The 23,663-nt window shown below is 64.1% G+C and carries 3 protein-coding genes (1 of these 3 cut by a window edge); all 3 read right to left on the reverse strand.

Features of this window, described 5'->3' with window-relative positions; genetic code table 11:
* Tightly spaced (each overlapping or abutting the next), the 3 genes in view from J3P81_RS16730 to J3P81_RS16740 form a layout consistent with a single transcriptional unit that may run on beyond the window.
* Positions 1–3,213 (reverse strand): non-ribosomal peptide synthetase, encoded by a 3,213-nt coding sequence (locus J3P81_RS16730; protein WP_434559880.1) that lies wholly within the window; start codon positions 3,211–3,213, stop codon positions 1–3.
* Entirely contained in the window at positions 3,210–16,778 is a 13,569-nt protein-coding gene (locus J3P81_RS16735; protein WP_434559882.1) for a non-ribosomal peptide synthase/polyketide synthase, read from the reverse strand. The genes J3P81_RS16730 and J3P81_RS16735 overlap by 4 nt, the downstream gene beginning before the upstream one ends.
* On the reverse strand, positions 16,778–23,663 hold the 3' portion of the coding sequence (locus J3P81_RS16740) for a non-ribosomal peptide synthase/polyketide synthase (RefSeq protein WP_434559884.1). 5,528 nt of this gene lie beyond the right edge of the window; only the last 6,886 of its 12,414 coding nucleotides appear in the window; its start codon lies beyond the right edge, outside the window; it ends in the stop codon at positions 16,778–16,780. Before J3P81_RS16740 ends, J3P81_RS16735 begins: the two co-directional genes overlap by 1 nt.

Here is a 23,663-nt window from a genome sequence, read left to right on the forward strand (position 1 = left end):
TCAACGACCCTGCGCCGCTTTGGCCGCCTGCTGTTGGCGAGCCTGTTCGGTCAGTCGAGCCTTTTCTTCGGGACTCATCGCCTCCAAGCGCAGGCGGGCCTGGGCGATTTTCTCCAGTTGTCCCGGGATGTTCTCCTCCGCCCGCAAGGCCGTCGCCAGCGACGCCACGGTCGGATGATCGAAGACAAGTCCCGGATGGATATCGCACTGCAACAGCTTGCGAATGCCGGCCACCAACTTGATCACCAGCAGCGAGTGACCGCCGGCCGCGAAGAAGTCGCGATCGATGCCCAACCGTTCGAGCCCAAGCAATTGGGCCATGCGCGCAGCGAGCAATTGTTCGAGTCCATCACGGGGTGCGACGCCCTCTTCATCGCTCGTCGCGACGGCCAAGTGCTGCAACGCCTGGCGATCGATCTTACCGTTGGCCAGCCGTGGAAAGCGTTCGATCAGGTGCCAATGCTGCGGCACCATCACGCCGGGCAAGCGTGCGCTCAGCTCGGCGCGCACGGTGTCCAGCACATCCGTAGGCAAGCCTTGCGCTACCACGATAAATGCCAGCAAACCTTGCTCGGCCGAGGTGGCTGGCACCACCAGCGCCTCGGTTACTTGTGGCAGGCGCAGCAGCTGGGCTTCGATTTCCGCCAGTTCGATACGGAAGCCCCGCACCTTGACCTGCTGATCGCGCCGCCCCTGCAGTTGAATGCCGCCGTCCGGGCGATAACGCGCCAGGTCACCCGTGCGGTAGAGGCGCTGCGCCGGATCGAACGGGCTCTGGATGAACGTCTGTCCATCGGCCCCGGCGTTCAAATAACCCCGGCACAGTTGCGCCCCGCCCAAGTACAACTCACCCGGCACGCCCACCGGTGCCAGGCGTAAATCAGCATCCAGGATATAAACCTGATTGTTGCCCAGCACCTGGGTCAGCGCCGAACAATCCTCAGCGGCACCCCCCAGCGACACCGGATGGATCATCACCCCGACCGTGGCTTCCGTCGGCCCGTAGTGGTTGAACACTCGGCAATCGCTACGCAACCGAGCGATGCGCTCGATCAATGTCGGCGCAATCGGCTCACCGCCGAGCACCAGGGTACGCGGCAATGTCGCCTGCTCGCTGTCGAGCAATGCCGCGAGGTGCGATGGCACGATTTTCAGGCAATCGATCTGTTGCCGCCGCATGAACGTGGCAAACAACGCGCCGTCCTGCATCTGCTCGTCATTGGCAACGTGCAGCGTCGCGCCATTGAACAGCGCGCCAAACAGCGCCGTGTTGCCCAGGTCCGCCGCCACGGTGGAGCTGAAGGCGACATGTGTGCACTGATCCAGCGCCAACGCCTGGCTGGCCTGGGCGGTGTAGTTGAGCAATTGCCGATGCTCGATCACCACGCCTTTGGGCACACCGGTGGAGCCGGACGTAAACAACACATAGGCGATGTCGTTGCCCTTGGTCGCCAGCGCCGGCAAGGGCTCGCTCGACGGACTCAGCCCGGCCAACGTCAGCACGTTACATGGCGGGGCCTGCCACGCCGGCAGGTGCGCCGCATCGGTGACCACCACTGCGGCGCCCGCCTGCTCCAGCATCAACGCCTGACGGGCCTGGGGCCATTGGATATCCAGCGGCAGATAGGCCGCACCGATGCGCCATGCCGCCAGCATCGCGATCACCAGATCCGCCGAGCGCGGCAAGGCCAGGGCGACGATCGAGCCCTTACCCAGGCCTTGCTCTTGGAGGCCGAGGGCCACGCGTTCGACCTGCTCATTCAACTGGCCGTAGCTCAAGGACTGGTGGGCGTCGGTCAGCGCGATGGCCTCCGGCGTCCGTAGCGCCAGGTCCGCGATGCGTTGCGGCAGATAGCGGTTATCGCTCAATACTTGCATCGGCGGGTTGATCGCGCGCAAGCGCTGTTCCTCGCTGCGGCCCAGCAGGTTGAGCTGCGCGAGCGGCGTTTGCGCATCCGCCAGGATAGAGGCCAGCAGCACGTCGTATTGTTCCAACACGGTGCTGGCGGTGGCTTTCGAATAACGAGCGTCGGCGTATTGCAGGTCGATCGCGGCAAGCTGCTGGGCATCCTCCAATCGAACCTGCAGCAGTAGCTCAAGCGGATCGGTCCGGACAGGCAAAGACTCCTGCCACTTCAAACCGGCGTCGCTGTGGACGAAACTTGCTCGACCGATCGCAAAGCCATAGGCCGGATACGCCGCGTAAGGTGCCAGTTCCGGCACCCAATATTCCTGCCAGGTGCGATGCGCCTCAAGGCCCGCCGCCAACTGCACCAGCCACTCACTGAACGGCGCGTTGGGGGGCAACGGCACGCAAAGCGGCAGGGTCTTCTCGAACACGCCAATGGCGCTGGCGAAGTAGTCATAATCGCTGCGGCTGTCGCGACGCACGCCCACCAGTGCCTGATCGGAACCGCTAAGGCGTCCCAGCAGCACCCACCATGCGCCCTGTAATAACGTCTCCAACGGTTGCCCGAGCTCATCGGCCAAGCGCTGCAAAGCATCGCGCCGGACCGGTTCCAGCTCCAATGAAACACGGGCATCGGCGGTCCCGCTGCCGGCGCGGCGTGCCGCCAACCATGGCGTGTCGATCTGCGCCTGCAAACCTTGCAGATGTTGCTGCCAATAGGTTCGCGCGGTGGCGGCATCTTCATCCAGGACCACTTCGCTGCGCCATTCCAGGTACTGGGCGAACTCTCCCGGCGCTTCGTCTTCCGAGCACTGGCCCGCATACGCCTGCCCTACCTGTCCAAGCAGCAGGTTCATCGATGGCGCATCGGCACTGTAGCGGGCGATGCCCAGCAGCAGTTGCCATTGCCGTGGCGCCAAACGATAAAGCACCGCCTGGACGCCAGCCGATTCGCCGACCACGAACGCCCGGCCGAGGGTTTCGTTGAACTGTGCCTGGACCTCTTCAACGGGCTGTTCGCTTGCGTTTATCGTCAGCGGGAAGCGCCCGGCCTGGGCAACCTGACGCAAGCCGTGGAAACCTGCGACCTTGACCAACCGCGCCAGCAGCATCGGCTGCTGCGTCGCCAGCCTGTCGAAAGCGCCCTGCAATCGCTGCGGGTCAAGGTCGCCGTCGATAGCCACGCTTACCCAACGCAAGGCCTCGCCAGTGGTCACCGTGCCCGACAATTGCTCAAGGACCCGTTGCTGCTCGGGCGCCAGGGCGAAACCCGCGTCCTGCACGTCCATCATCACCTCGTTCATGCTCCGGTTTCCTCGGTACTGAATACGCCCCGGGCGGATTGCCCGACGGTCGCGGGCCGTTGCAGGCTGGCGTGGTCGTACATATCACCCATGGCGACCACGATCTTGCGTGGCCCTTCGAACGGGTCGCGGGCATGGGCCACCAGCATGTTGTCCAGCAGGATCACATCGCCTTTGCGCCAGTCGAAACGCACCGCGCAGGCTTCGTACAACTCACCGATACGCGCCATCACCTCGTCTTCGATCGGTGTGCCGTCGCCGTAGTAGACATGCCGGGGCATGCGGTCCAGGCCGTACATCGACAACAGGTCCTGGCGCACGTCCGGCTCCAGCCAATGGATGTGATGCAACTGCACTTGGTTGAAGAAAGATTTTTCCCCGGTGATCGGGTGCGTGATGATTGCCGGCCCTGGCGTACGGGTTTGCAATTCATCGTTATCGAGCCAACGCCACTGGATGCCGCCGGCCCGGCAACGGGCCTCCACTTCGCGGCGATCCTCGGTCTTGAAGAAGTGCTGCCACGACACGTCGAGTTTGTCGGTGAAGGTGCGTACGTAGAGCAGCCCCTTGTCCTCGAATTTTTCGCGCAGGTCCGCCGGCAGTTTTTCGTACATCAGGCGGCAGTCCACCACCGGGGTCGCGCCGCCCACGGGCGCCGCTTGCTCGCAATAGAACATCTGCTTGCGCGGCCAGCGATCCTGGTGGGAGCTCTCGTTGTGGAACAGGATCATCTTGCGTTCCGGGTATGGCGTGGAACGGTAGGTGTTCTTGCCGCCTTCCTTTTTCGGCAAATCGCCGTACTGGCCGTACAACCCCGGTTGAATCGCTTCGGCGAACGCTTCGAAACCCTGGATGCCGTCCAGCTCGAAACCACGGAAGAGGATGCCAGCGTGTTCGGCCAGCTTCTGCTCGATCAATGGCCGGTTTTGCCAGATCCACTCGATAACGTCGAGGTGCGGGTCGCCGGGCTCCAGCATCAATGGGAACCGCTGTGGCGCGGCCACCAGGGATTCACGCACCAGCGCCGGACGCGGCCGCGCGGCCGGTGTCGCCGATCGCTTGAGGAACTTGCCCAGTTTGTCGGCCTTGGGCCCCGGGACGTTGGCAGGCGTGGCGGCTGTCGCCACGTTGTCGACTGGCATGCTGATAGCTCCCAATTGAATATCCTGATCAGCGACGATCTGTTCCAACAGGGTCGTCCAGGCCCCGATCAGGTACTGGACGCGCCCATGTCCGAACAAGCGTGTGGCGAACTGCCAATTACCGCGCAATTGCCCTTCTTCTTCGTCAACGAACAATGCCATGTCGAATTTAGAATGGTTCTGCAGCGCTGGCAGGAACTCCACGCTCAAGCCCGCCATGGAGCGCGTGCGCACCGGCACGTTGTTCATCACGAACAGCACCTGGAGCAACGGGTTCATGCCTTTGTGACGAGGCACGCCCGAGGCATCGACGATCTGGTCGAACGGCAAGTCCTGATGCTCCAGCGCGCCGAGCAAGTCGTCCTGGGTCTGGGCCAGGAACCGCGTGAACGTCATGCCCGCATCGAAGCGCGAGCGCAGCGGCAATACGTTGACGAAGAAGCCGATCAAGCGCTCCAGCTCCGGTTGCTCGCGCCCCGCCACGTCAGCGCCCACCACCAGATCCTGCGCGGCGCAGAGGCGATGCAACAACACTTGGAACGAGGCCAGCAGCGTGCTGTACAGCGTGACGCCGGCTTCGCTCGATAGCCGCCGCAATGCCGCGCTGAGTCCGGCAGACAGTTCGAACTGCAACGCATCGCCCTCATACGACGAGGTCTGCCCACGAGGGTTGTCCAGCGGCAGGTCGAGACGCCCGTTGAAGCCATCGAGCCGTTGCTTCCAATAGTCGGCCTGGCGCGCCAGAACGCCTTGCTCTTCCAACGCCTGTTGCCAGAGGGCGAAGTCATGGTATTGGACCTCCAGCGGCGCCAGCGGCATCGGTTCATGGCGCGAAGCGGCTTGGTAGATCTGCACCAGTTCGTTGATCAACAGCCCCATCGACCAGCCATCGGAAATGATGTGGTGCATGGCGTACAACAACACGTGTTCGGTGGGGTTCAGGCGCAGGATTCGCCCACGCAGCAGCGGCGCCTGCTCCAAGTCGATCGGCGTGCGAGCATTGTCCAGCGTCGCCTGGGCCACCTGTTCCAGCTGGGCACCCGGCGATAGATCGCAGAGATCGACCAGCGGGAAATCCAACCGGACTTCGTCGGCAATCAGCGCCAGCGGATCGCCTTCGTCGTCCTGGACGTACGCGGTGCGCAGTACGGCGTGACGGCGCGTCACTTCGGCAAAACTGCTCATCAGGCGTTCGACCGATAACTCGCCGCACAAGCGCAGGGCCATGGGCATGCCATACGCCGAAGTGCCACCGGACAGCTGCTCGGCGATCCACAACCGCCGTTGCACCAGCGACAGCGGAGCCGATTGCCTTGGCCCGTGGGCCTTGAGCCGGACCTTGCTGGAGTCGCCGGCGCGCACACTTGCATCACCGGTCCCGCTCATCAGCGCCGCCAATGCGCTGAGGCGTGGATGATCGAACAGATCACGCAAGCTCAGCGGATAGCCCGTGAGTTTGCGCAGCCGAGAGATGGCCTGGGTCGCCAGCAATGAGTGACCGCCGCGCTCGAAGAAATGATCGTTGCGACCGACTTGTTCCACTTCCAGGACTTCACGCCAGACGTCGGCGATCTGTTGCTCCAGTTCGCTTGCGGGTGGCGCGTAACCGTTTTGCGTCGCCCCGGTTTCCACACCCGGCAACGCCTTGCGGTCAAGCTTGCCGTTGGGGGTCAACGGCAGGTGATCGAGGAACAGCCAGTGAGCCGGGACCATGTAGTCGGGCAGGTGCTCCTTGAGGCGGGCCTTGAGTGTATCGCGCAGGGTGTCGGCATCCGCCGAAGCCACCACATAGGCCACCAACTGCTGCCCGCCCGGCCCTTCCTGGGCCAGCACCGCCACCTCCTTGACCTCGGGCTGTTGCAGCAGTCGTGCCTCGATTTCCCCCAGCTCGATACGGAAGCCGCGGATCTTCACCTGATGGTCGATGCGGCCTTGGTATTCGAGCACGCCGTCGGCGCGGTAACGGCAGAGGTCGCCGGTGCGGTACAGGCGTTCGCCGGTGGTGGAGAACGGGTTGGGCACGTATTTTTCGGCGGTCATCGCCGCGCGGCCAAGGTAACCCCGGGTGATGCCCGCGCCGCTCAGGTACAGCTCAGCCGACACGCCCTGGGGGACCGGTTGCAGGTTGGCGTCCAACAGGTAGCTGGCGGTGTGCTTGAGTGGGCGACCGATATTGGCCGTGCCACCTTGGGTGCGGCGGGTCCAGGTTGAATAGGTGGTGTCTTCCGATGGGCCATAGAGGTCATAGACATGCTCAATCCCCTGTGGGAGCGAGCCTGCTCGCGAAGGCGTCCTGTCAGTTTGCATCGGATTGCCTGACCCACCGCTTTCGCGAGCAGGCTCGCTCCCACAGGTTAGGGGTGTTGGGTAGAGGGCATCCACCAGGCTCTGCTTCAGCGGCTCACCGGCCAAATTAATGATGCGTACGCTCTGCGGGATATCCCCACTGCGCTGCAACGCGGCGATGGCCGAGGGTACGGTGTTGATCAGGCGCACCTGGTCGCGGGCCGGCAGGTGCGGCAGTTCCAGGGCATTGCGAGCGATGATCAGCGAACCGCCGTTGGCCAGGGTCACGAACAGCTCCCACACCGACAGGTCGAAACACACCGAGGTCGAGGCCAGCACGCCTTGGATGTCGTCGCGGCTGTAGACGGTTTTCGACCAGTCGATCAGCGCCAGAACGTTGCGGTGGGCGATGGCCACGCCTTTAGGTTTGCCGGTGGAACCGGAGGTGTAGATGACGTAGGCGAGGTTGTCCGGTGTGACCGCTGTGTCCGGCGCTTTCAAGGGATATGAGGTCAACTCAACCCGATCCAGCATCAGCACTTCGGTTCCAGCCGGAACGGTCAACGTCTGCGCCACAGCCTGCTCGGTCAACAGCACCTTCGCCCGGCTGTCGTCGAGCATGTAGGCCACGCGTTCGGCCGGGTAATCCGGGTCAAGCGGCACGTACGCGCCGCCAGCCTTGAGCACCGCCAGCAAGGCGATCAGCAGTTGCTCGGAGCGCGGCATCGCCACGCCCACGCGCACTTCCGGGCCGACGCCCAGCTCGATCAGTTTATGGGCCAGACGATTGGCGCGGCCGTCGAGTTCGCTGTAGCTCAGGCGAATATCATCGAACGTCACCGCCAAGGCGTCCGGGGTGTTTTCCGCTTGGCGGGCAATCAATTGATGGATGCATAGGTCTTGCTCGAACGGCGCATCCACTGGATTCCAGTCATGGATCAGGCGTTGATGCTCATCAAATCCCAGCATCGACAGCTCACCCAACGGGCGCTCGCCCTGAGCGGCCATCTGTCCCAGCAAATGAGCCAAGTGCCCCGCCAATCGCTCCACGGTAACCGCCGAGAAACTCGCCCGCTGATAACTCATATGCACCGACAACTGCCGCTCGAGCCCCACCAACAGCGTCAACGGATAGTTGGTCTGCTCCTGAGTGATCGGCGAACCAAAGCGCAAACCGTCCGGTGCGCCCTGCTCCAAGGCCTCGGCGATCGGGTAGTTCTCGAACACCAACAAACTGTCGAACAACGCGTCGCCGCCCTGCCCGGCCCAGCGCTGGATGTCCAGCAACGCGGTGTGCTCGAACTCGCGCAAGGCGAGGTTCTGCGCTTGCACCGCTTGCAGCCAGCTGTCCAAAGACTGCTCGGCCCGAGGGCTGGCGATCACCGGCAAGGTGTTGATGAACAAACCGATCTGCTGCTCGATGCCAGGCAGGTCCGCCGGACGACCGGCCACCGTCGCACCGAAGGCAACCGTTTCTCGACCGGTGTAGCGCTGCAACAGCAGCAACCAGGCGGCCTGCACCAGCGTGTTGACCGTGACCTTCGAAGATCTGGCAAAGGTTTCCAGGCGACGGGTCAGGGCTTCGTCCAGCACCTGCACATGATCGCCATAACCAACACCAGCGTCCGTGGGTTTGGCCACCGCGTCAGCCAGCCGCGTCGGCGCCTCCAGGCGTTGCAGCAAAGGTTTCCAGAACGCTTCGCTGACCGCCGCGTCCTGGCGTTGCAGCCAGGCGATGTAGTCCCGATAACGACCGCCCGATACGGCAACGGACTGCCCGCTGTAGCATTGCAGCACTTCGCCGAGCAACTGCGAATTGCTCCAGCCGTCCATGAGGATGTGATGGCAGGTGTAGATCAGGTGATAACGATCGTCCGCCACGCGCACGACCACCAACCGCAACAACGGCGCCGCGTCCAGGGCAAACCCTTGTTGGCGCTGGGCCGTTGCGAGGTTTTCCAGATAGTGAGCCAGGTCAGCCTGTGCGCGCCCGTCCTCAAGCTGCAACACAACGTCGACGCGCTTGTACACCACCTGCAATGCATGCTTGAAATCGCCGTCCCAGACAAACCCGCTGCGCAGCACGTCATGGGTATCCGTGGCCGCCTGCCAGGCCAGGCGGAAGCGTTCGACGTCCAGCCCTTGGACCTCCACGCGCATCTGGTTGATGTAGTGGCCGGCCTGTTGCTCGTACAGCGTGTGAAACAGCATGCCCTGCTGCATCGGCGATAGCGGATAAAGGTCCTCCACCTCTCGCGCCACCAGCGGCAACGCGTCCAATTGCGCCTGGTTCAGCCCGGCGAGGGGGAAGTCCGACGGCGTGAAGCCGTGGCGTTCGGTCTGGCAACAGTGGTCGATCAGCGCCCGCAATTCCCGAGCGTAATCCTCTGCCAGCGCCTGGATCGTCGCTTCGTCGAACATCTGCGTACTGAAGCTCCAATCGATGCTCAACTCACCGGCATAGACGCTGCCATTGAGAGTCAACCAGTTATCCAGCGGTGCCAACGGACTTTGCGCCGCGCCCGCCGATTCGCTGGCCGGGACAAACAGCCCATTGGCCGCTTCGTTGAAGCCGCTGTCGAACTGCCCCAAGTAATTGAAGGTGATGCGCGGCACCGGCAGTGCCGCGAGGGCACGACGCGTCGGTTCATCGCCCAGGTAACGCAGCACGCCGAAGCCAAGCCCTTTGTCGGGGATCGCCCGCAGTTGCTCCTTGATCGCCTTGATCGAGCCTTCGGCGGTCGCCGTCGGGGTCAGACGCACCGGGAACAGGCTGGTGAGCCAACCCACGCTGCGGCTCAGGTCCACATCATCGAAGAGGGCCTCGCGGCCATGGCCTTCCAACTGGATCAAGGTCGACGCCTGGGAAGTCCAGCGGCCGATCACCCGGGCCAGCGCCGTCAATAGCAGGTCGTTGACCTGGGTGCGATAGGCCGCCGGGGCTTGCTGCAACAATCGTTGTGTCAGTGCTTTGTCCAGCCGCGTCTGGACTTGCGTCCCATGACACCGACTCAAATCACCTTGCGGGTGGTCGCAAGGCAGGTCGGGGCGAGCGCCGTCCAGTTGCGCCTGCCAGTAAGCGACTTGGCCTTGCAACGCCGCACTGCTGGCATGGGCCCGCAACCGTTGCGCCCAAGTCTGTGCAGACGTGGTCTTGGCCGGTAACGTCGGCATCTGGCCGGCCTGCAATTGGTCGTATGCCTGTTGCAAATCTTCCAGCAGCACCCGCCAGGACACGCCGTCCACCACCAGGTGATGAATCACCAACAACAACCGCTGGCTGCCATCAGCCAGGGTCGCCAGGACACCGCGCAGCAGCGCGCCACTGCCCGGTTCAAGACTGCGCTGGGCGTGTTCGGCCAGGCGTTCGAGGGCCGGCGCGTCGGGAACCTCGGCGGCCCACAACAGCGGCGAGCGTTGCCACAACGCACGTTGATCGGCCAGGGTGTTATGGCGAGCGATCCAGGCGCCATCCTCATGGGAGAAGGCCAAGCGCAACGCATCGTGATGTTCGACCACGGCCTGCAACGCCTGCTCCAGATGCCCGGCGTGCACCGGCCGCACGCCTTTGAGCAGTACCGACTGGTTCCAGTGATGGGGCTCGGCCATGGCCTGCTCGAAAAACAACTGCTGGAACGGCAGCAGCAGCGCCTCGCCTGTCACCGGGCCCTGGTCGATGACCGGCCCGCCGTCTCCCGTTGTCGCCACGCCGGCCAAACCCTGGATGGTCTGGTGCAGGAACAGGTCCTTGGGGCTCAAATGAAGGCCGGCCTGCCGGGCCCGGCTCACCACCTGAATGGAGATGATCGAATCGCCGCCCAGCTCGAAGAAATTGTCGGTCACACCCACGCGCTCGCGTCCAAGCACGCTTTGCCAGATATCGACCAGCGTCTGCTGCTGCGCCGTCATGGCTGCGATGTAGGCTTGAGGATGGGCGCTCGACTCGGCCTTGGGCAGTGCCTTGCGCTCGAGCTTGCCGTTGGGGCTGACCGGCATTTTTTCCAGCCACACCCAGTGTTGCGGCACCATGTAGTCGGGCAAGGATTGGCTCAGATGTTCCCTGAGGCGTGCTTGCAGCGCCTGGCGAACGGCGCCATCGGCGGCGAGCAGCTCGGCGCGCGCCGGCACCAGATAAGCCACCAGCAGTGTGCCGTCCTGGGCCAGGACCACGGTTTCGCGCACGGCATCGTGTTCGGCCAGGCGCGCTTCGATCTCGCCCAGTTCGATGCGCAGGCCACGGATCTTCACTTGATGGTCGATCCGCCCGGCGTATTCGATCACGCCGTCGGGGCGATAGCGCGCCAGATCGCCGGTCCGATACAAGCGCTGACCATGGCCGAACGGCCCGGTGACGAAGCGCTCGGCGGTCAACGCCGCGCGTCGGTGGTAACCCCGCGCCAGCCCTTCGCCCGCCAGATACAACTCGCCGATCACCCCCACCGGAACCGGCGACAATTCATCGTCGAGGATGTAGGTGCCGAGGTTGGCGATCGGTTGGCCGATGGGCACGCTGTCGCGGCCCTCCTCGACACAGGTCCAGTGAGTGACGTCGATGGCCGCCTCGGTCGGGCCGTAGAGGTTGTACAGGTTGGCGTTCGGCAATTTAGCGAACACCTGCTGCTGGGCATCCACCGGCAGCGCTTCGCCGCTGCAGACGATCCGCTTCAAACCGGTGCATTCGGCCACGCGCGGGTCCTGCATAAACGCCTGGAGCATCGACGGCACGAAGTGCAGCGTGGTGATGCCCTGGGCCGTGATCAAGTCGATCAACTGCGCCGGGTCACGGTGGGCGCCCGGCGCGGCCACCACCAGCGTCGAACCGGTCAGCAGCGGCCAGAAAAACTCCCACACCGACACGTCGAAACTGAACGGTGTCTTTTGCAGCACGCTGTCCGAGGCATCGAGGCCATACGCCTGTTGCATCCAGCACAACCGGTTGACCAAGGCACTATGGCGATTGCCCGCACCCTTGGGCTTGCCGGTGGAGCCGGAGGTGTAGATCACGTAAGCCAGGTTTTCGCCGTGGACTTCGACGCCTGGATTGCCGACGCGGCTGGCATACAAGCCGTCATCGGGCAGGTCCAGCACCAGGCTGTGCAGCCCTACCGGAATCGGTAAGGAATCGATTAAATGTCGCTGAGTCAGCAGCAAGCCGATGCCGCTATCGTCGAACATGTAGGCCAGGCGATCGCGCGGATATTCGGGGTCCAAGGGCACGTAGGCGCCGCCGGCCTTGAGGATCGCCAACAGCCCCAGCACCATCTCCACGGAACGCTCCACGGCGATGCCCACCAGCACGTCGGGGCCGACGCCCTGGTCCATCAACCGATGGGCCAAACGGTTGGCCCGGGCGTTGAGTTCACGGTAGCTCAGGCGCTGCTCGCCGAAGACCAGCGCAGGCGCGTCCGGGGTCCGGCGCACTTGCTCCTCGATCAGGCTTTGCACGCTGCGGTCGAGCGGGTAATGCTGCGCCGTCGCGTTCCAGTCGCTGAGCATGTGCCGGCGCTCGTCCTCATCCAACAGCGCCCACTGCACCACCGGGCGATGCAGGTCTTGCACCAGCTCGTGCAACAGGTTGAGCCAATGCCGGGCCATGCGCTCGATGGTCGCCGGCTCGAACAGATCCGTCGCATAGGTCAGGGCCGCGTGCAAGCCCTGCGGGCCCTCGACCGTGTCCAGGCTCAGGTCGAATTGCGCGGTACGCTGCGTCCAGCCCAGGGGCTCGACGCAAAGGTCCGGCAAGGCATTGGCGAACGCCGAATCGGTTTCGTTGCGGTGGTTGAACATTGCCTGGAACAACGGGCTGTGGCTGAGGTTGCGCTGCGGCTGCAAAGCATCCACCAGTTGCTCGAAAGGCAGGTCCTGGTGCATCTGCGCGGCCAGGGCCGTCTGCTTGAGCTGCTGCAACAGAGCGGCGCCGGTCAGCCCATTGTGAAACTCGCTGCGCAGGACCTGAGTGTTGACGAAGAAACCAATCAGTCGCTCGGTTTCCAGTCGTTGACGGTTGGCGATCGGCACGCCGACGCGGATGTCGGCCTGGCCGCTGTAGCGGTGCAGCAGCGCCTGGAAAGAGCCGAGCAACAGCACGAACAGCGTGACGTTTTCCCGTCGGGCCAGGGCCTTGAGGTTCGCGCTCAAGGCAGCGTCCAGCCTGATCGGCAGGCGTGCGCCGCGCAGGCTTTGCTGCGCCGGGCGTGGACGGTCGGTGGGCAGTTCCAGCAGCGGTTGCTCACCGCCCAGTTGCCCGGACCAATAGGCCAATTGGCGATCCCGCTCACCGGCCGCCATCCATTGCCGCTGCCAGACGGCGTAGTCGGCGTATTGCACCGCCAATGGCGGCAGATGCGCTTGCTGGCCTTGGGCGAACGCCGAATACAGGCTCATCAGGTCATCGACCATCACCTGCAAGGACCAGCCATCGGAGACGATGTGATGCAGCGTCAGCACCAGGATGTGATCCTGCTCATCCACCTCCAGCAGTGCCACGCGCAGCAATGAATCAGTCAACAGATCGAAGGGGCGCTGTGTCTGCTGTTCGACAAAGGCCTGGATCTCATCCTCTTCCAGGCGCTGCTCGACGAAGTCGACCTCACCCTGCTCGCGAATGACTTGGCAGGTGCGCCCACCCTCTTCGACGAATACAGTGCGCAAACTTTCGTGACGCGCCACCAGCGCGGCGAAACTTTCGCGCAGCGCCTCCTTGTCCAGCGTGCCGCGCATCCGCAGGGCCGTGGGGATGTTGTAGGCGGCGCTGTCCGGGTCCATTTTCCACTGGAACCATTGGCGTTCCTGGGCAAACGACAGCGGCAGTGGCGCATCGCGAGGCACCGGCACCATTGCCGGAGCCTGTTCGCCTGGCGTGGCCTCGAAGGCTGCGACAAACGCCTGCAAGGTGCTGTGTTCGAACAGGCTGCGCAGCGGCACCTCGATGCCCAGCACCCGACGGATTCGCGAGACCACTTGGGTCACTAGCAGCGAATGCCCGCCCAATTCGAAGAAGTTGTCCTCCAGGCCCACGCGCTCAAGCTTGAGCACGTCCTGCCAGATCGCCGCGACTTGTTGCTCGACCTCACTGCGAGGCGCCACGTAGGCCTGTTGCAGATCGCTGGCGTCGGGCGCCGGCAAGGCCTTGCGATCGATCTTGCCATTGGGTGTCAGTGGCAATCGGGCCAGGAACAACAGGTGCGCCGGGACCATGTAGTCCGGCAACTGCGCCTTGAGGGCTGCCTTGAGCGCGACGCGCAACGGCGCATCGGGCTCCGGCACCGCGCCGCTGGCAGGCACGACGTAGCCCACCAGTTGCGCACCGGTCGGGCCCTCGTGGGCGACCACCACGGTTTCGCGCACGCTGTCCTGGGCCAGCAGCGCGGCTTCGATTTCCCCGAGTTCGATGCGCAGGCCGCGGATCTTCACCTGATGGTCGATGCGGCCGAGGTATTCGACCACGCCTTCGGGGCAATAGCGGGTCAGGTCGCCGGTGCGGTACAGCCGTTCGCCGGCGGTGGAAAACGGGTCCGGTACGAAGCGTTCGGCGGTCAGCCCCGGGCGCTGGAAATAACCACGGGCAAGGCCGGCGCCGCCGATCAGCAGCTCACCCGGCGCGCCGGGCGGATTGAGGGTCAGGTCGCCGCCGACGACGTACAGCGCGGTATTGTCCAGCGGCTGGCCAAGGAACGGCCGGTCGCGCTCGGGGCTCAATGGATGCGCGGCCGACCAGATGGTGGTTTCGGTAGGGCCATAGAGGTTCCAGAGCTTTGGCGAAAGCGCCAGCAGTCGCTGCGCCAGTTCCTGGGGCAAGGCTTCGCCGCCGCACAGGAATGTCCGGCCGGCGAGCACCGATGCCCGCTCATGGTCGAGCAGCATGCGCCAGCTCGACGGCGTGGCTTGCAGCACGCTGATGTCGTGATGCTCGACCAGCGCCAGCACCGCTTGCGGATCCTGATGCACGTTCTGCCCGGTCAGGACGATGCTGGCCCCGGCGCAGAGCGGCCCGTAGATTTCCAGGCCGAAAATATCGAAGGAAAAGGTCGTCAGCGACAACATGCGATCGCTCGCCGCGAGCCCCGGCTGGGCGATCATGCTGGTGATGAAATTGCTCAGCGCACCATGGCGCACCATCACGCCCTTGGGCTTACCGGTGGAGCCGGAGGTGTAGATGACGTAGGCCAGGTGCTCGCCGGTCGGCGATACGGCCGGGCAGGTTTTCGGAGCCTTTTGCAGCGCGGCGTCCCGCTGATCGAGCAGCAGGGTCCGGAGCGTCGACGGGATCGGCAATCGCGCCTGCAAACGGGCCTGGGTCAGCAGCAACCCGATGCCGCTGTCTTCGATCATGTAGGCCAGGCGATCCTCGGGATACGCCGGGTCCAGCGGTACGTAGGCGCCGCCGGCCTTGAGGATCGCCAGCAGGCCGACAATCATCTCAATGCTGCGCTCCACCGCGATGCCCACCAGCTCGCCGGGGGACACACCCAGATCAATCAAGCGGTGGGCCAGTTGATTGGCGCGGGCGTCCAATTGCCGATAGCTCAGGGATTGTCCGTCCACGGTCAGTGCCAGTGCGTCGGGGTTCTGCTGCGCCTGTTCAGCGATGCGCTGGTGCACGCACACGGCTCCGGCGCCGTGGTCGGCGACGCGCAGCCATTGCTGTTGCGTGAATCGCTGTTGCGCCGGGTCGAGCAGCGGCAGTTCGCCGACCCGCTGGCGGGGTGCATCGACAATGCCTTGCAGCAGGTTTTGCCAATGCGCGGCCAGGCGCTCGATGGTCTGCGGTTCGAAGAGGTCGGTGGCGTAGGTCAGCTCCGCGGCGATGCCCTGCTCGGTTTCGTAGCTACCGAGGGTCAAGTCGAACTGGGCGGTGCGCCCTTCCCACGTCAGGTCCTCGACGCGCAGTTGCGGCAGGTGCGTCTGCCGGCGACCCGTAGCATCGGCGTTCTGGTGGTTGAACATCACCTGGAAGATCGGGCTGTGGCTGAGGCTGCGCTCTGGTTGCAACGCCTCGATCAGTTGCTCGAAAGGCAAATCCTGATGGGCCTGGGCCGCCATGGCCGCTTGCTTGACCTGGGCGAGCAAGCCATCGAATGGCTGCTGCCCATCGACGTGGGCGTTAAGCACCTGGGTATTGACGAAAAAGCCGATCAGCCCTTCGGTCTCGACCCGGTTGCGGTTCGCCGTCGGCACGCCGACGCGGATCTGCGGCTGGCCGCTGTAGCGGTGCAGCAACGCCTGGAACGAGGCGAGCAAAACCATGAACAGGCTGGCGCCTTCTCGCTGGGCCAGTTGTTTCAGCGAGGCAGCCAGCTCCGGCGCCAGTGTCAAATCCAGCCGCGCGCCACGAAGGCTTTGCACCGGGGGACGCGGATGATCGAACGGCAGCTCCAGCACCGGTTGCTCGTCGCCCAGGGTCTGCACCCAATAGGCCAACTGGCGCTCACGTTCGCCGGCTTCCAGCCAATGGCGCTGCCAGATGGCGTAGTCGGCGTATTGCACCGGCAGCTCCGGCAATACAAACGGCTGGCCGTCTGTGTCGGCGGCGTAACAGCGCACCAGTTCGTCTACCAACACGCGCATCGACCAGCCATCGGCAATGATGTGATGCTGGATCAGCACCAGCACGTGGTCGTCCTCGGCGACTTTCAACAGCGAAACCCGCAGCAACGGCCCCTGGCGCAAATCGAACGGACGCGCGGTTTCGCCTTCGACGTATGCCTTGATGCGCGCGTCCTCGCTGATCGGTGAACCAGCAGGCAGCGCCTCGACAGCGATGCTCAGGGGCATCTGCCGGTGGATAACCTGAACGGCTTGCTCGCCGTGCTCGCTGAACGTGGTGCGCAAGCTTTCGTGGCGCTCGACCAAAGCGTTGAAGCTGCGTTCCAGCGCCGGCACGTCCAATCGACCTCTGAGGCGCAGGGCGCTGGGGATGTGGTAGGCCGAACTGTCCGGCTCCATTTGCCAGAGGAACCACTGACGCTCCTGGGCGTAGGACAGCGGGATATGCTCGAACCCGGAACGCACCTCGGGGATCGGCAGGTTGGCCGGCGAGACGCCCTCTTCCAGCATCTTCTCAAGGTACAGCCTGCGTTTGTCCAGCGGCAGAGTGATAAAGCGCTTGACGACCCTCAAAGCAACACTCTTGTCCATCAGACTTCCTCCATTTCATCAAGCAGGGCGTCCAGCTTGTTAAGTTTCTCTTCATTGATTGGCCCGTCCGTGCTGTCGAGTCGGGCGATGAAATCCTGCAGGACGGGGTGCTGGAACAGCAGTTGCGGGGTCAGGCTCAACCCCAGTTCGAGGGCCATGCGCGAGACGGCGGTGACCGCCAGCAGCGAGTGGCCGCCCAGCTCGAAGAAGTGATCGTTCAGGCCCACGCGCTCGACGGTGAGCACCTGGGCCCAGATCGCCGCGACTTGCTGTTCCAGTTCGCTGACCGGTGCTTGGTATGCGTTTTTCGAGCGCCCGGCCTCGATGCCCGGCAACGCCTTGCGGTCAAGCTTGCCGTTGGGGGTCAACGGCAGGTGATCGAGGAACAGCCAGTGAGCCGGGACCATGTAGTCGGGCAGATGCTCCTTGAGGCGGGCCTTGAGTGGATCGCGCAGGGTGTCGGCGTCCAGCGAGGCCACCACGTAGGCGACGAGTTGCTGCCCGCCCGGCCCTTCCTGGGCCAGCACGGCGACTTCGTTGACCTCGGGCTGCTGCAACAGTCGCGCCTCGATTTCCCCCAGCTCGATACGGAAACCACGGATCTTCACCTGATGGTCGATGCGGCCCTGGTATTCGAGCGCACCGTCGTCGCGGTAACGGCACAGGTCGCCGGTGCGGTACAGGCGTTCGCCGGTGGTGGAGAACGGGTTGGGCACGTATTTTTCGGCGGTCATCGCCGCGCGGCCAAGGTAACCCCGGGTGATGCCCGCGCCGCTCAGGTACAGCTCAGCGGACACGCCTTGGGGGACCGGTTGCAGGTTGGCGTCCAACAGGTAGCTGGCGGTGTGCTTGAGTGGGCGACCGATATTGGCCGTGCCGCCTTGGGTGCGGCGGGTCCAGGTTGAATAGGTGGTGTCTTCCGATGGGCCATAAAGGTCATAGACATGCTCAATCCCCTGTGGGAGCGAGCCTGCTCGCGAAGGCGTCCTGTCAGTTTGCATCGGATTGCCTGACCCACCGCTTTCGCGAGCAGGCTCGCTCCCACAGGTTAGGGGTGTTGGGTAGAGGGCATCCACCAGGCTTTGCTTCAGCGGCTCACCGGCCAGATTGATGATGCGCACGCTCTGCGGGATATCCCCACTGCGCTGCAACGCCGCGATGGCCGAGGGCACGGTGTTGATCAGGCGCACCTGGTCGCGGGCCGGCAGGTGCGGCAGTTCCAGGGCATTGCGAGCGATGATCAGCGAACCGCCGTTGGCCAGGGTCACGAACAGCTCCCACACCGACAGGTCGAAACACACCGAGGTCGAGGCCAGCACGCCTTGGATGTCGTCGCGGCTGTAGACGGTTTTCGACCAGTCGATCAGCGCCAGAACGTTGCGGTGGGCGATGGCCACGCCTTTGGGTTTACCGGTGGAACCGGAGGTGTAGATGACGTAGGCGAGGTTATCTGGTGTGAGCGCTGTGTCCGGTGTTTTTAAGGGATATGAGGTCAATTCAACCCGATCCAGCATCAGCACTTCGGTTCCAGCCGGAACGGTCAACGTCTGCGCCACAGCCTGCTCGGTCAACAGCACCTTCGCCCGACTGTCGTCGAGCATGTAGGCCACGCGCTCGGCCGGGTAATCCGGGTCAAGCGGCACATACGCGCCGCCAGCCTTGAGCACCGCCAGCAAGGCGATCAGCAGTTGCTCGGAGCGCGGCATCGCCACGCCCACGCGCACTTCCGGGCCGACGCCCAGCTCGATCAGTTTATGGGCCAGACGATTGGCGCGGCCGTCGAGTTCGCTGTAGCTCAGGCGAATATCATTGAACGTCACCGCCAAGGCGTCCGGGGTGTTTTCCGCTTGGCGGGCAATCAATTGATGGATGCATAGGTCTTGCTCGAACGGCGCATCCACCGGATTCCAGTCATGGGTCAGGCGCTGGTGTTCATCGAATTCCAGCATCGACAGTTCACCCAAGCACAGCTCGCCATTAGCCGTCATCTGTCCGAGCAACTGAGCCAGATGCGCCGCCAACCGCTCCACGGTAACCGCCGAGAAACTCGCCCGCTGATAACTCATATGCACCGACAACTGCCGCTCCAGCCCCACCAACAGCGTCAACGGATAGTTGGTCTGCTCCTGAGTGATCGGCGAACCAAAACGCAAACCGTCCGGTGCTCCCTGCTCCAGGGCCTCGGCGATCGGGTAGTTCTCGAACACCAACAAACTGTCGAACAACGCGTCGCCGCCCTGCCCGGCCCAGCGCTGGATGTCCAGCAACGCGGTGTGCTCGAACTCGCGCAAGGCGAGGTTCTGCGCTTGCACCGCTTGCAGCCAGCTGTCCAAAGACTGCTCGGCCCGAGGGCTGGCGATCACCGGCAAGGTGTTGATGAACAAACCGATCTGCTGCTCGATGCCAGGCAGGTCCGCTGGGCGACCGGCCACCGTCGCACCGAAGGCAACCGTTTCTCGACCGGTGTAGCGCTGCAACAGCAGCAACCACGCCGCCTGCACCAGCGTGTTCACCGTGACTTTCGAGGCACGCGCGAAGGCTTCCAGGCGACGGGTCAGGGCTTCGTCCAGCACCTGCACATGATCGCCATAACCAACACCAGCGTCCGTGGGTTTGGCCACCGCGTCAGCCAGCCGCGTCGGCGCCTCCAGGCGTTGCAGCAAAGGTTTCCAGAACGCTTCGCTGAGCGCCGCGTCCTGGCGTTGCAGCCAGGCGATGTAGTCCCGATAACGACCGCCCGATACGGCAACGGATTGCCCGCTGTAGCGTTGCAGCACTTCGCCAAGCAGTTGCGAATTGCTCCAGCCGTCCATGAGGATGTGATGGTGGCTGTAGATCAGGTGATAACGCTGCTCGTCGAGACGCACGATCATCAGCCGCATCAGGGCCGGCGCACTCAAGTGAAGTTGCTGGCGTTCGGCATCGGCCAGGGCCCGCAGGGTCTGGTCAGGCGATAACTCACCGCGCAGATCCTGCACGCTGTAAGGCAGTTGCAGGTACTTGCTGACCACTTGCACCGGCGCCGGCAAATCACCCTGCCAGACAAACCGCGTGCGCAGGATGTCATGGGCATCCACCGCCGCTTGCCAGGCCTGGCGGAAGCGTTCCGGGTCCAGCCCTTCGACGTCCAGGCGCAGTTGGTTGATGTAGTCGCCGCTCGCGTCGCCATACACACCATGGAACAGCATGCCTTGTTGCATCGGTGACAACGGATACAGGTCGACGATCTGCGCTGGAGGCAGCGCCAGTCCGTCCAGTTGCTGCTGGTTCAGGCTCGCCAGCGGGAAGTCCGACGGCGTCACGCCGCTGTGCTCGCCCCGGCAGCAATGCTCGATCAGCCGCTGCAGTTCCATTCCATAATCGTCGGCCAGCGCCTGGATGGTGGACTCGTTGAACTGCTCGCGGCTGAAGGTCCAGCCCAGGTCCAGTTCGCCGCCGAACACCTGGCCGTTCAAGGCCAGCGCATTGGACAGCGGTGCTTCGGCGTCCAGCTCATCGCCGGCGGCTTCGTGGGCCGGCACGAACAAAGCGCCGTCGGCTTCGTTGAAACTGGCGTCGAACTGGCCCAGGTAGTTGAAGGTCAGGCTGGGCGTCGGCAGCCCGGCCAGGATCGCCCGCGTCGCGTCATCCGCCAGATGGGCCAGGGCGCCGAAACCGAGGCCCTTGTCGGGCATCGCCCGCAGTTGCTCCTTGATCTGCTTGAGGCAATCGCCCAAGTCTGCCCGAGGCGTGAGCCGCGCCGGGTACAGGCTGGTGAACCAGCCGACGGTGCGAGTCAGATCGACGTCGTCGAACAAGGCTTCGCGGCCATGGCCTTCAAGCTGGATCAGCGCGCTGTCGCTGCCGGTCCAGCGCACCATCACCCGCGCCAGCGCGGTGAGCAGCAGGTCGTTGACCTGGGTGCGATAAGCCTTGGGCGCGTCTTGCAGCAGTTGCCGGGTCAGCGTGGCGTCGAGTCGTGTGCGCACCGTCACGGCCAGGCGGTTCTGCTGGCCGCCCGCCGGGTTATCCATCGGCAACGAGGCATCGACGTCTTCGAGCTGGGCTTGCCAGAACGCCAGTTCCTGCGCCAGCCGGTTGCTGCCGGCATGCGCTTGCAGGCGCTCGGCCCAGGCCTGCGCGGAGGTGGTCTTCAGCGGCAATCGCAGCGCCGCACCGCTGGACAACTGACGATAGGCGCTTTGCAGGTCCTCGAACAGGATTCGCCACGACACGCCGTCGATCACCAAGTGGTGCACCGCCAGCAACAACCGCTGGGTACCATCGCCCAGCGTCGCCAGGACTGCCCGCAGCAACGGCCCATCTTGCAGGTCCAGGCTGCGTTGGGCCTCATTGGCGATGCCTTGCAAGGCCTGCGCATCAGGTGCGTCCATAGTCCAGAGCAGGTCTTGGCATTGAATGTCGGCGAGACGGTAAACCGCCTTCCAGCCTTCGGCCTGCTCGGTGAAGCTCAAGCGCAGGCCATCGTGATGCTCCAACAACGCGTTCAAAGCCTGGTTCAGAACCGATGCATCCAGGCGTTCGGTCGCCTTGAGCATCACCGCCTGGTTCCAGTGATGACGCTGCGGTATCGCCTGTTCGAAGAACACCCGCTGCACCGGCAACAGCGCCAGTTCACCGGTCACCGGACCCTGATCGATGACTTGGGCGGCTTCACCCTGGCGAACCACGGTCGCGAGTGTTTCCAGGGTCTGGTGCTGGAACAGGTCCTTGGGCGTGAAGTGCATACCGGCCTGGCGGGCGCGGCTGACCAACTGGATCGAGACGATGGAATCGCCGCCCAGTTCGAAGAAATTATCCCGCAGGCCCACGCGTTCAAGCTTGAGCACGTCCCGCCAGATCGCCGCCAGTTGCTGTTCCAGCGCAGTGCGCGGCGCCAGGTAGGCGTGTTGCGATTGGCTGGCGTCGGGCTTGGGCAGGTTCTTGCGGTCGAGCTTGCCGTTGGGGGTCAGCGGCAGGCATTCGAGCAGCAGCAGATAGGCCGGAATCATGTGCGCCGGCAACGTCGCCTTGAGCTGCTCACGCAAGTGCTCGGCGAAGTCTTCACGGGCAGGTTCTGCCGCCACCACATAGGCGACCAGACGCTTGCCGCTGCCGGCGGTGCCTTCCTGGGCCACGACCACCGCTTCGCGCACGCCATCGAGGGCTTGCAGACTGGCTTCGATTTCACCGAGTTCGATGCGGAAACCACGGATCTTCACTTGGTTGTCGATGCGGTCCAGGTAATCGAAAGTGCCGTCGGCGCGCTGGCGCACCAGGTCTCCGGTGCGATACAGCAAGCCGCCGGCGCTGAACGGGTCGGCGACAAAACGCTCGGCGGTCAGCCCCGGTCGGTTCAGGTAACCGCGAGCCAATCCCGTGCCGCCCAGATACAGCTCACCGGCCATGCCTTGGGGCAACAGGTTAAGGTCGGCATCGAGCACGTAGGCACTGCGGTCGCCGATGCGGCTGCCGATGGGCGCGTAGGCAGCGCCACAACACGCCTCGCGACCGGCCTTCCAGATCAGCGGCGTGACCACCGTTTCGGTCGGACCGTAACCGTTGATGATGTACTCAGGACGCAAGGCGCGCTTGACCCGCTCGAAACTGGCGTTGGGCACCGCGTCGCCGCCGAAGCAATAGATGCGCACCTTCGGCGGGTTGCCTTCACGCTCGGCGTGCTCGGCCAGTTGTTGCAGGTACACCGGCGGGAACGCCACCACCGTCACACCGTGCTCGTGCATGGCGTTGTAGGTTTGCTCCGGGGTCCACAGGCTGTCGTCGCGAATCAGCAGCGACGCACCGTGGGTCAGGCTGGTGAGCCAGCGCTCGTGGGCGCCGTCGAACGCGAACGACATGAAATGGAATTCGCAATCGCTGTCGCGCATTTCATAACGCTCGCCAATGGCCTGGCAGTGCATCGCCAGCGGACCGTGGGCCACGCTGACACCCTTGGGGTTGCCAGTGGAACCGGAGGTGTAGATCACGTAGGCCAGGTTGTGCGGGTCGGGTTGGACGTTGGGCGCGCTGGTCGGCAGTTCGCGCAGATCGATACGGTCCAGCTCCAGCAACGGCAACGACTCATCCACGGACAACTGGGCCGATACCGAGGAATCGCTGACCAGCAGCGCCAACCCGGCGTCCTTCATCAAATAAGCCAGGCGTTCGCGGGGATAGCTGACGTCCAACGGCACGTAGGCAGCGCCGGCCTTGAGCACCGCCAACAGCGTGACGATCACCTCTTCGCTGCGCGGCAGGGCCACGCCGACTCGGGTTTCCGGGCCGACGTCGCGGCTGATCAAGGCGTAGGCTAGTTGGTTCGCGCGCCGATCGATCTCGCCGTAGCTGACGTGTCGGTCGTTGAAAATCACCGCCGTGCGTTGCGGGCGCTCGGCGGCCAGCGCGGCGATGCGCTGGTGCACGGGGATGTTTACCGGGTACGGCTGCGGGTGGTTGTCGGCCTGTTGGCGCGTGTGTTCGGCGCCGTTGGCCAGGGCGATTTCACCCAGATTGCGTCCGGCGTCCTGGCTGAATTGCTCAAGCAGATGCAGCAGATGAGTGCCGATGTGATCAATCATCTCGTCGGCGAACTGCCGACGCTCGTAACTGAAGTGCAGCGCCAATTGTTCGCCGAGGGTAACCGCCACGCTCAGTGCGTAATGCGTCTGCTCACGGTTGGCAACGTCGCCGAATGTGACATCGCTGGCAGTGCCTTGCTGCAAAGCCTGGGCAATCGGATAGTTTTCGAATACCAAGAGGTTGTCGAACAGCGCCTCGCCGCCCTGCCCGGCCCAACGCTGGATGTCCGCCAGCGGCGTGTGTTCGAACTCCCGCAGGCTCAGGTTCTGGTCCTGCACCGTTTGCAGCCACTGGCCGACCGTCTGGTCCGGACGCGGGCTGCCGATG

It is taken from the genome of Pseudomonas sp. R1-6, from assembly GCF_051132115.1.
GTDB lineage: Bacteria > Pseudomonadota > Gammaproteobacteria > Pseudomonadales > Pseudomonadaceae > Aquipseudomonas.

Bases quoted from the DNA above. Each gene is read 5' to 3' on its own strand.
- J3P81_RS16730 (WP_434559880.1), bottom strand. From the start codon at position 3,213: ATGAACGAGGTGATGATGGACGTGCAGGACGCGGGTTTCGCCCTGGCG.
- J3P81_RS16735 (WP_434559882.1), bottom strand. From the start codon at position 16,778: ATGGACAAGAGTGTTGCTTTGAGGGTCGTCAAGCGCTTTATCACTCTG.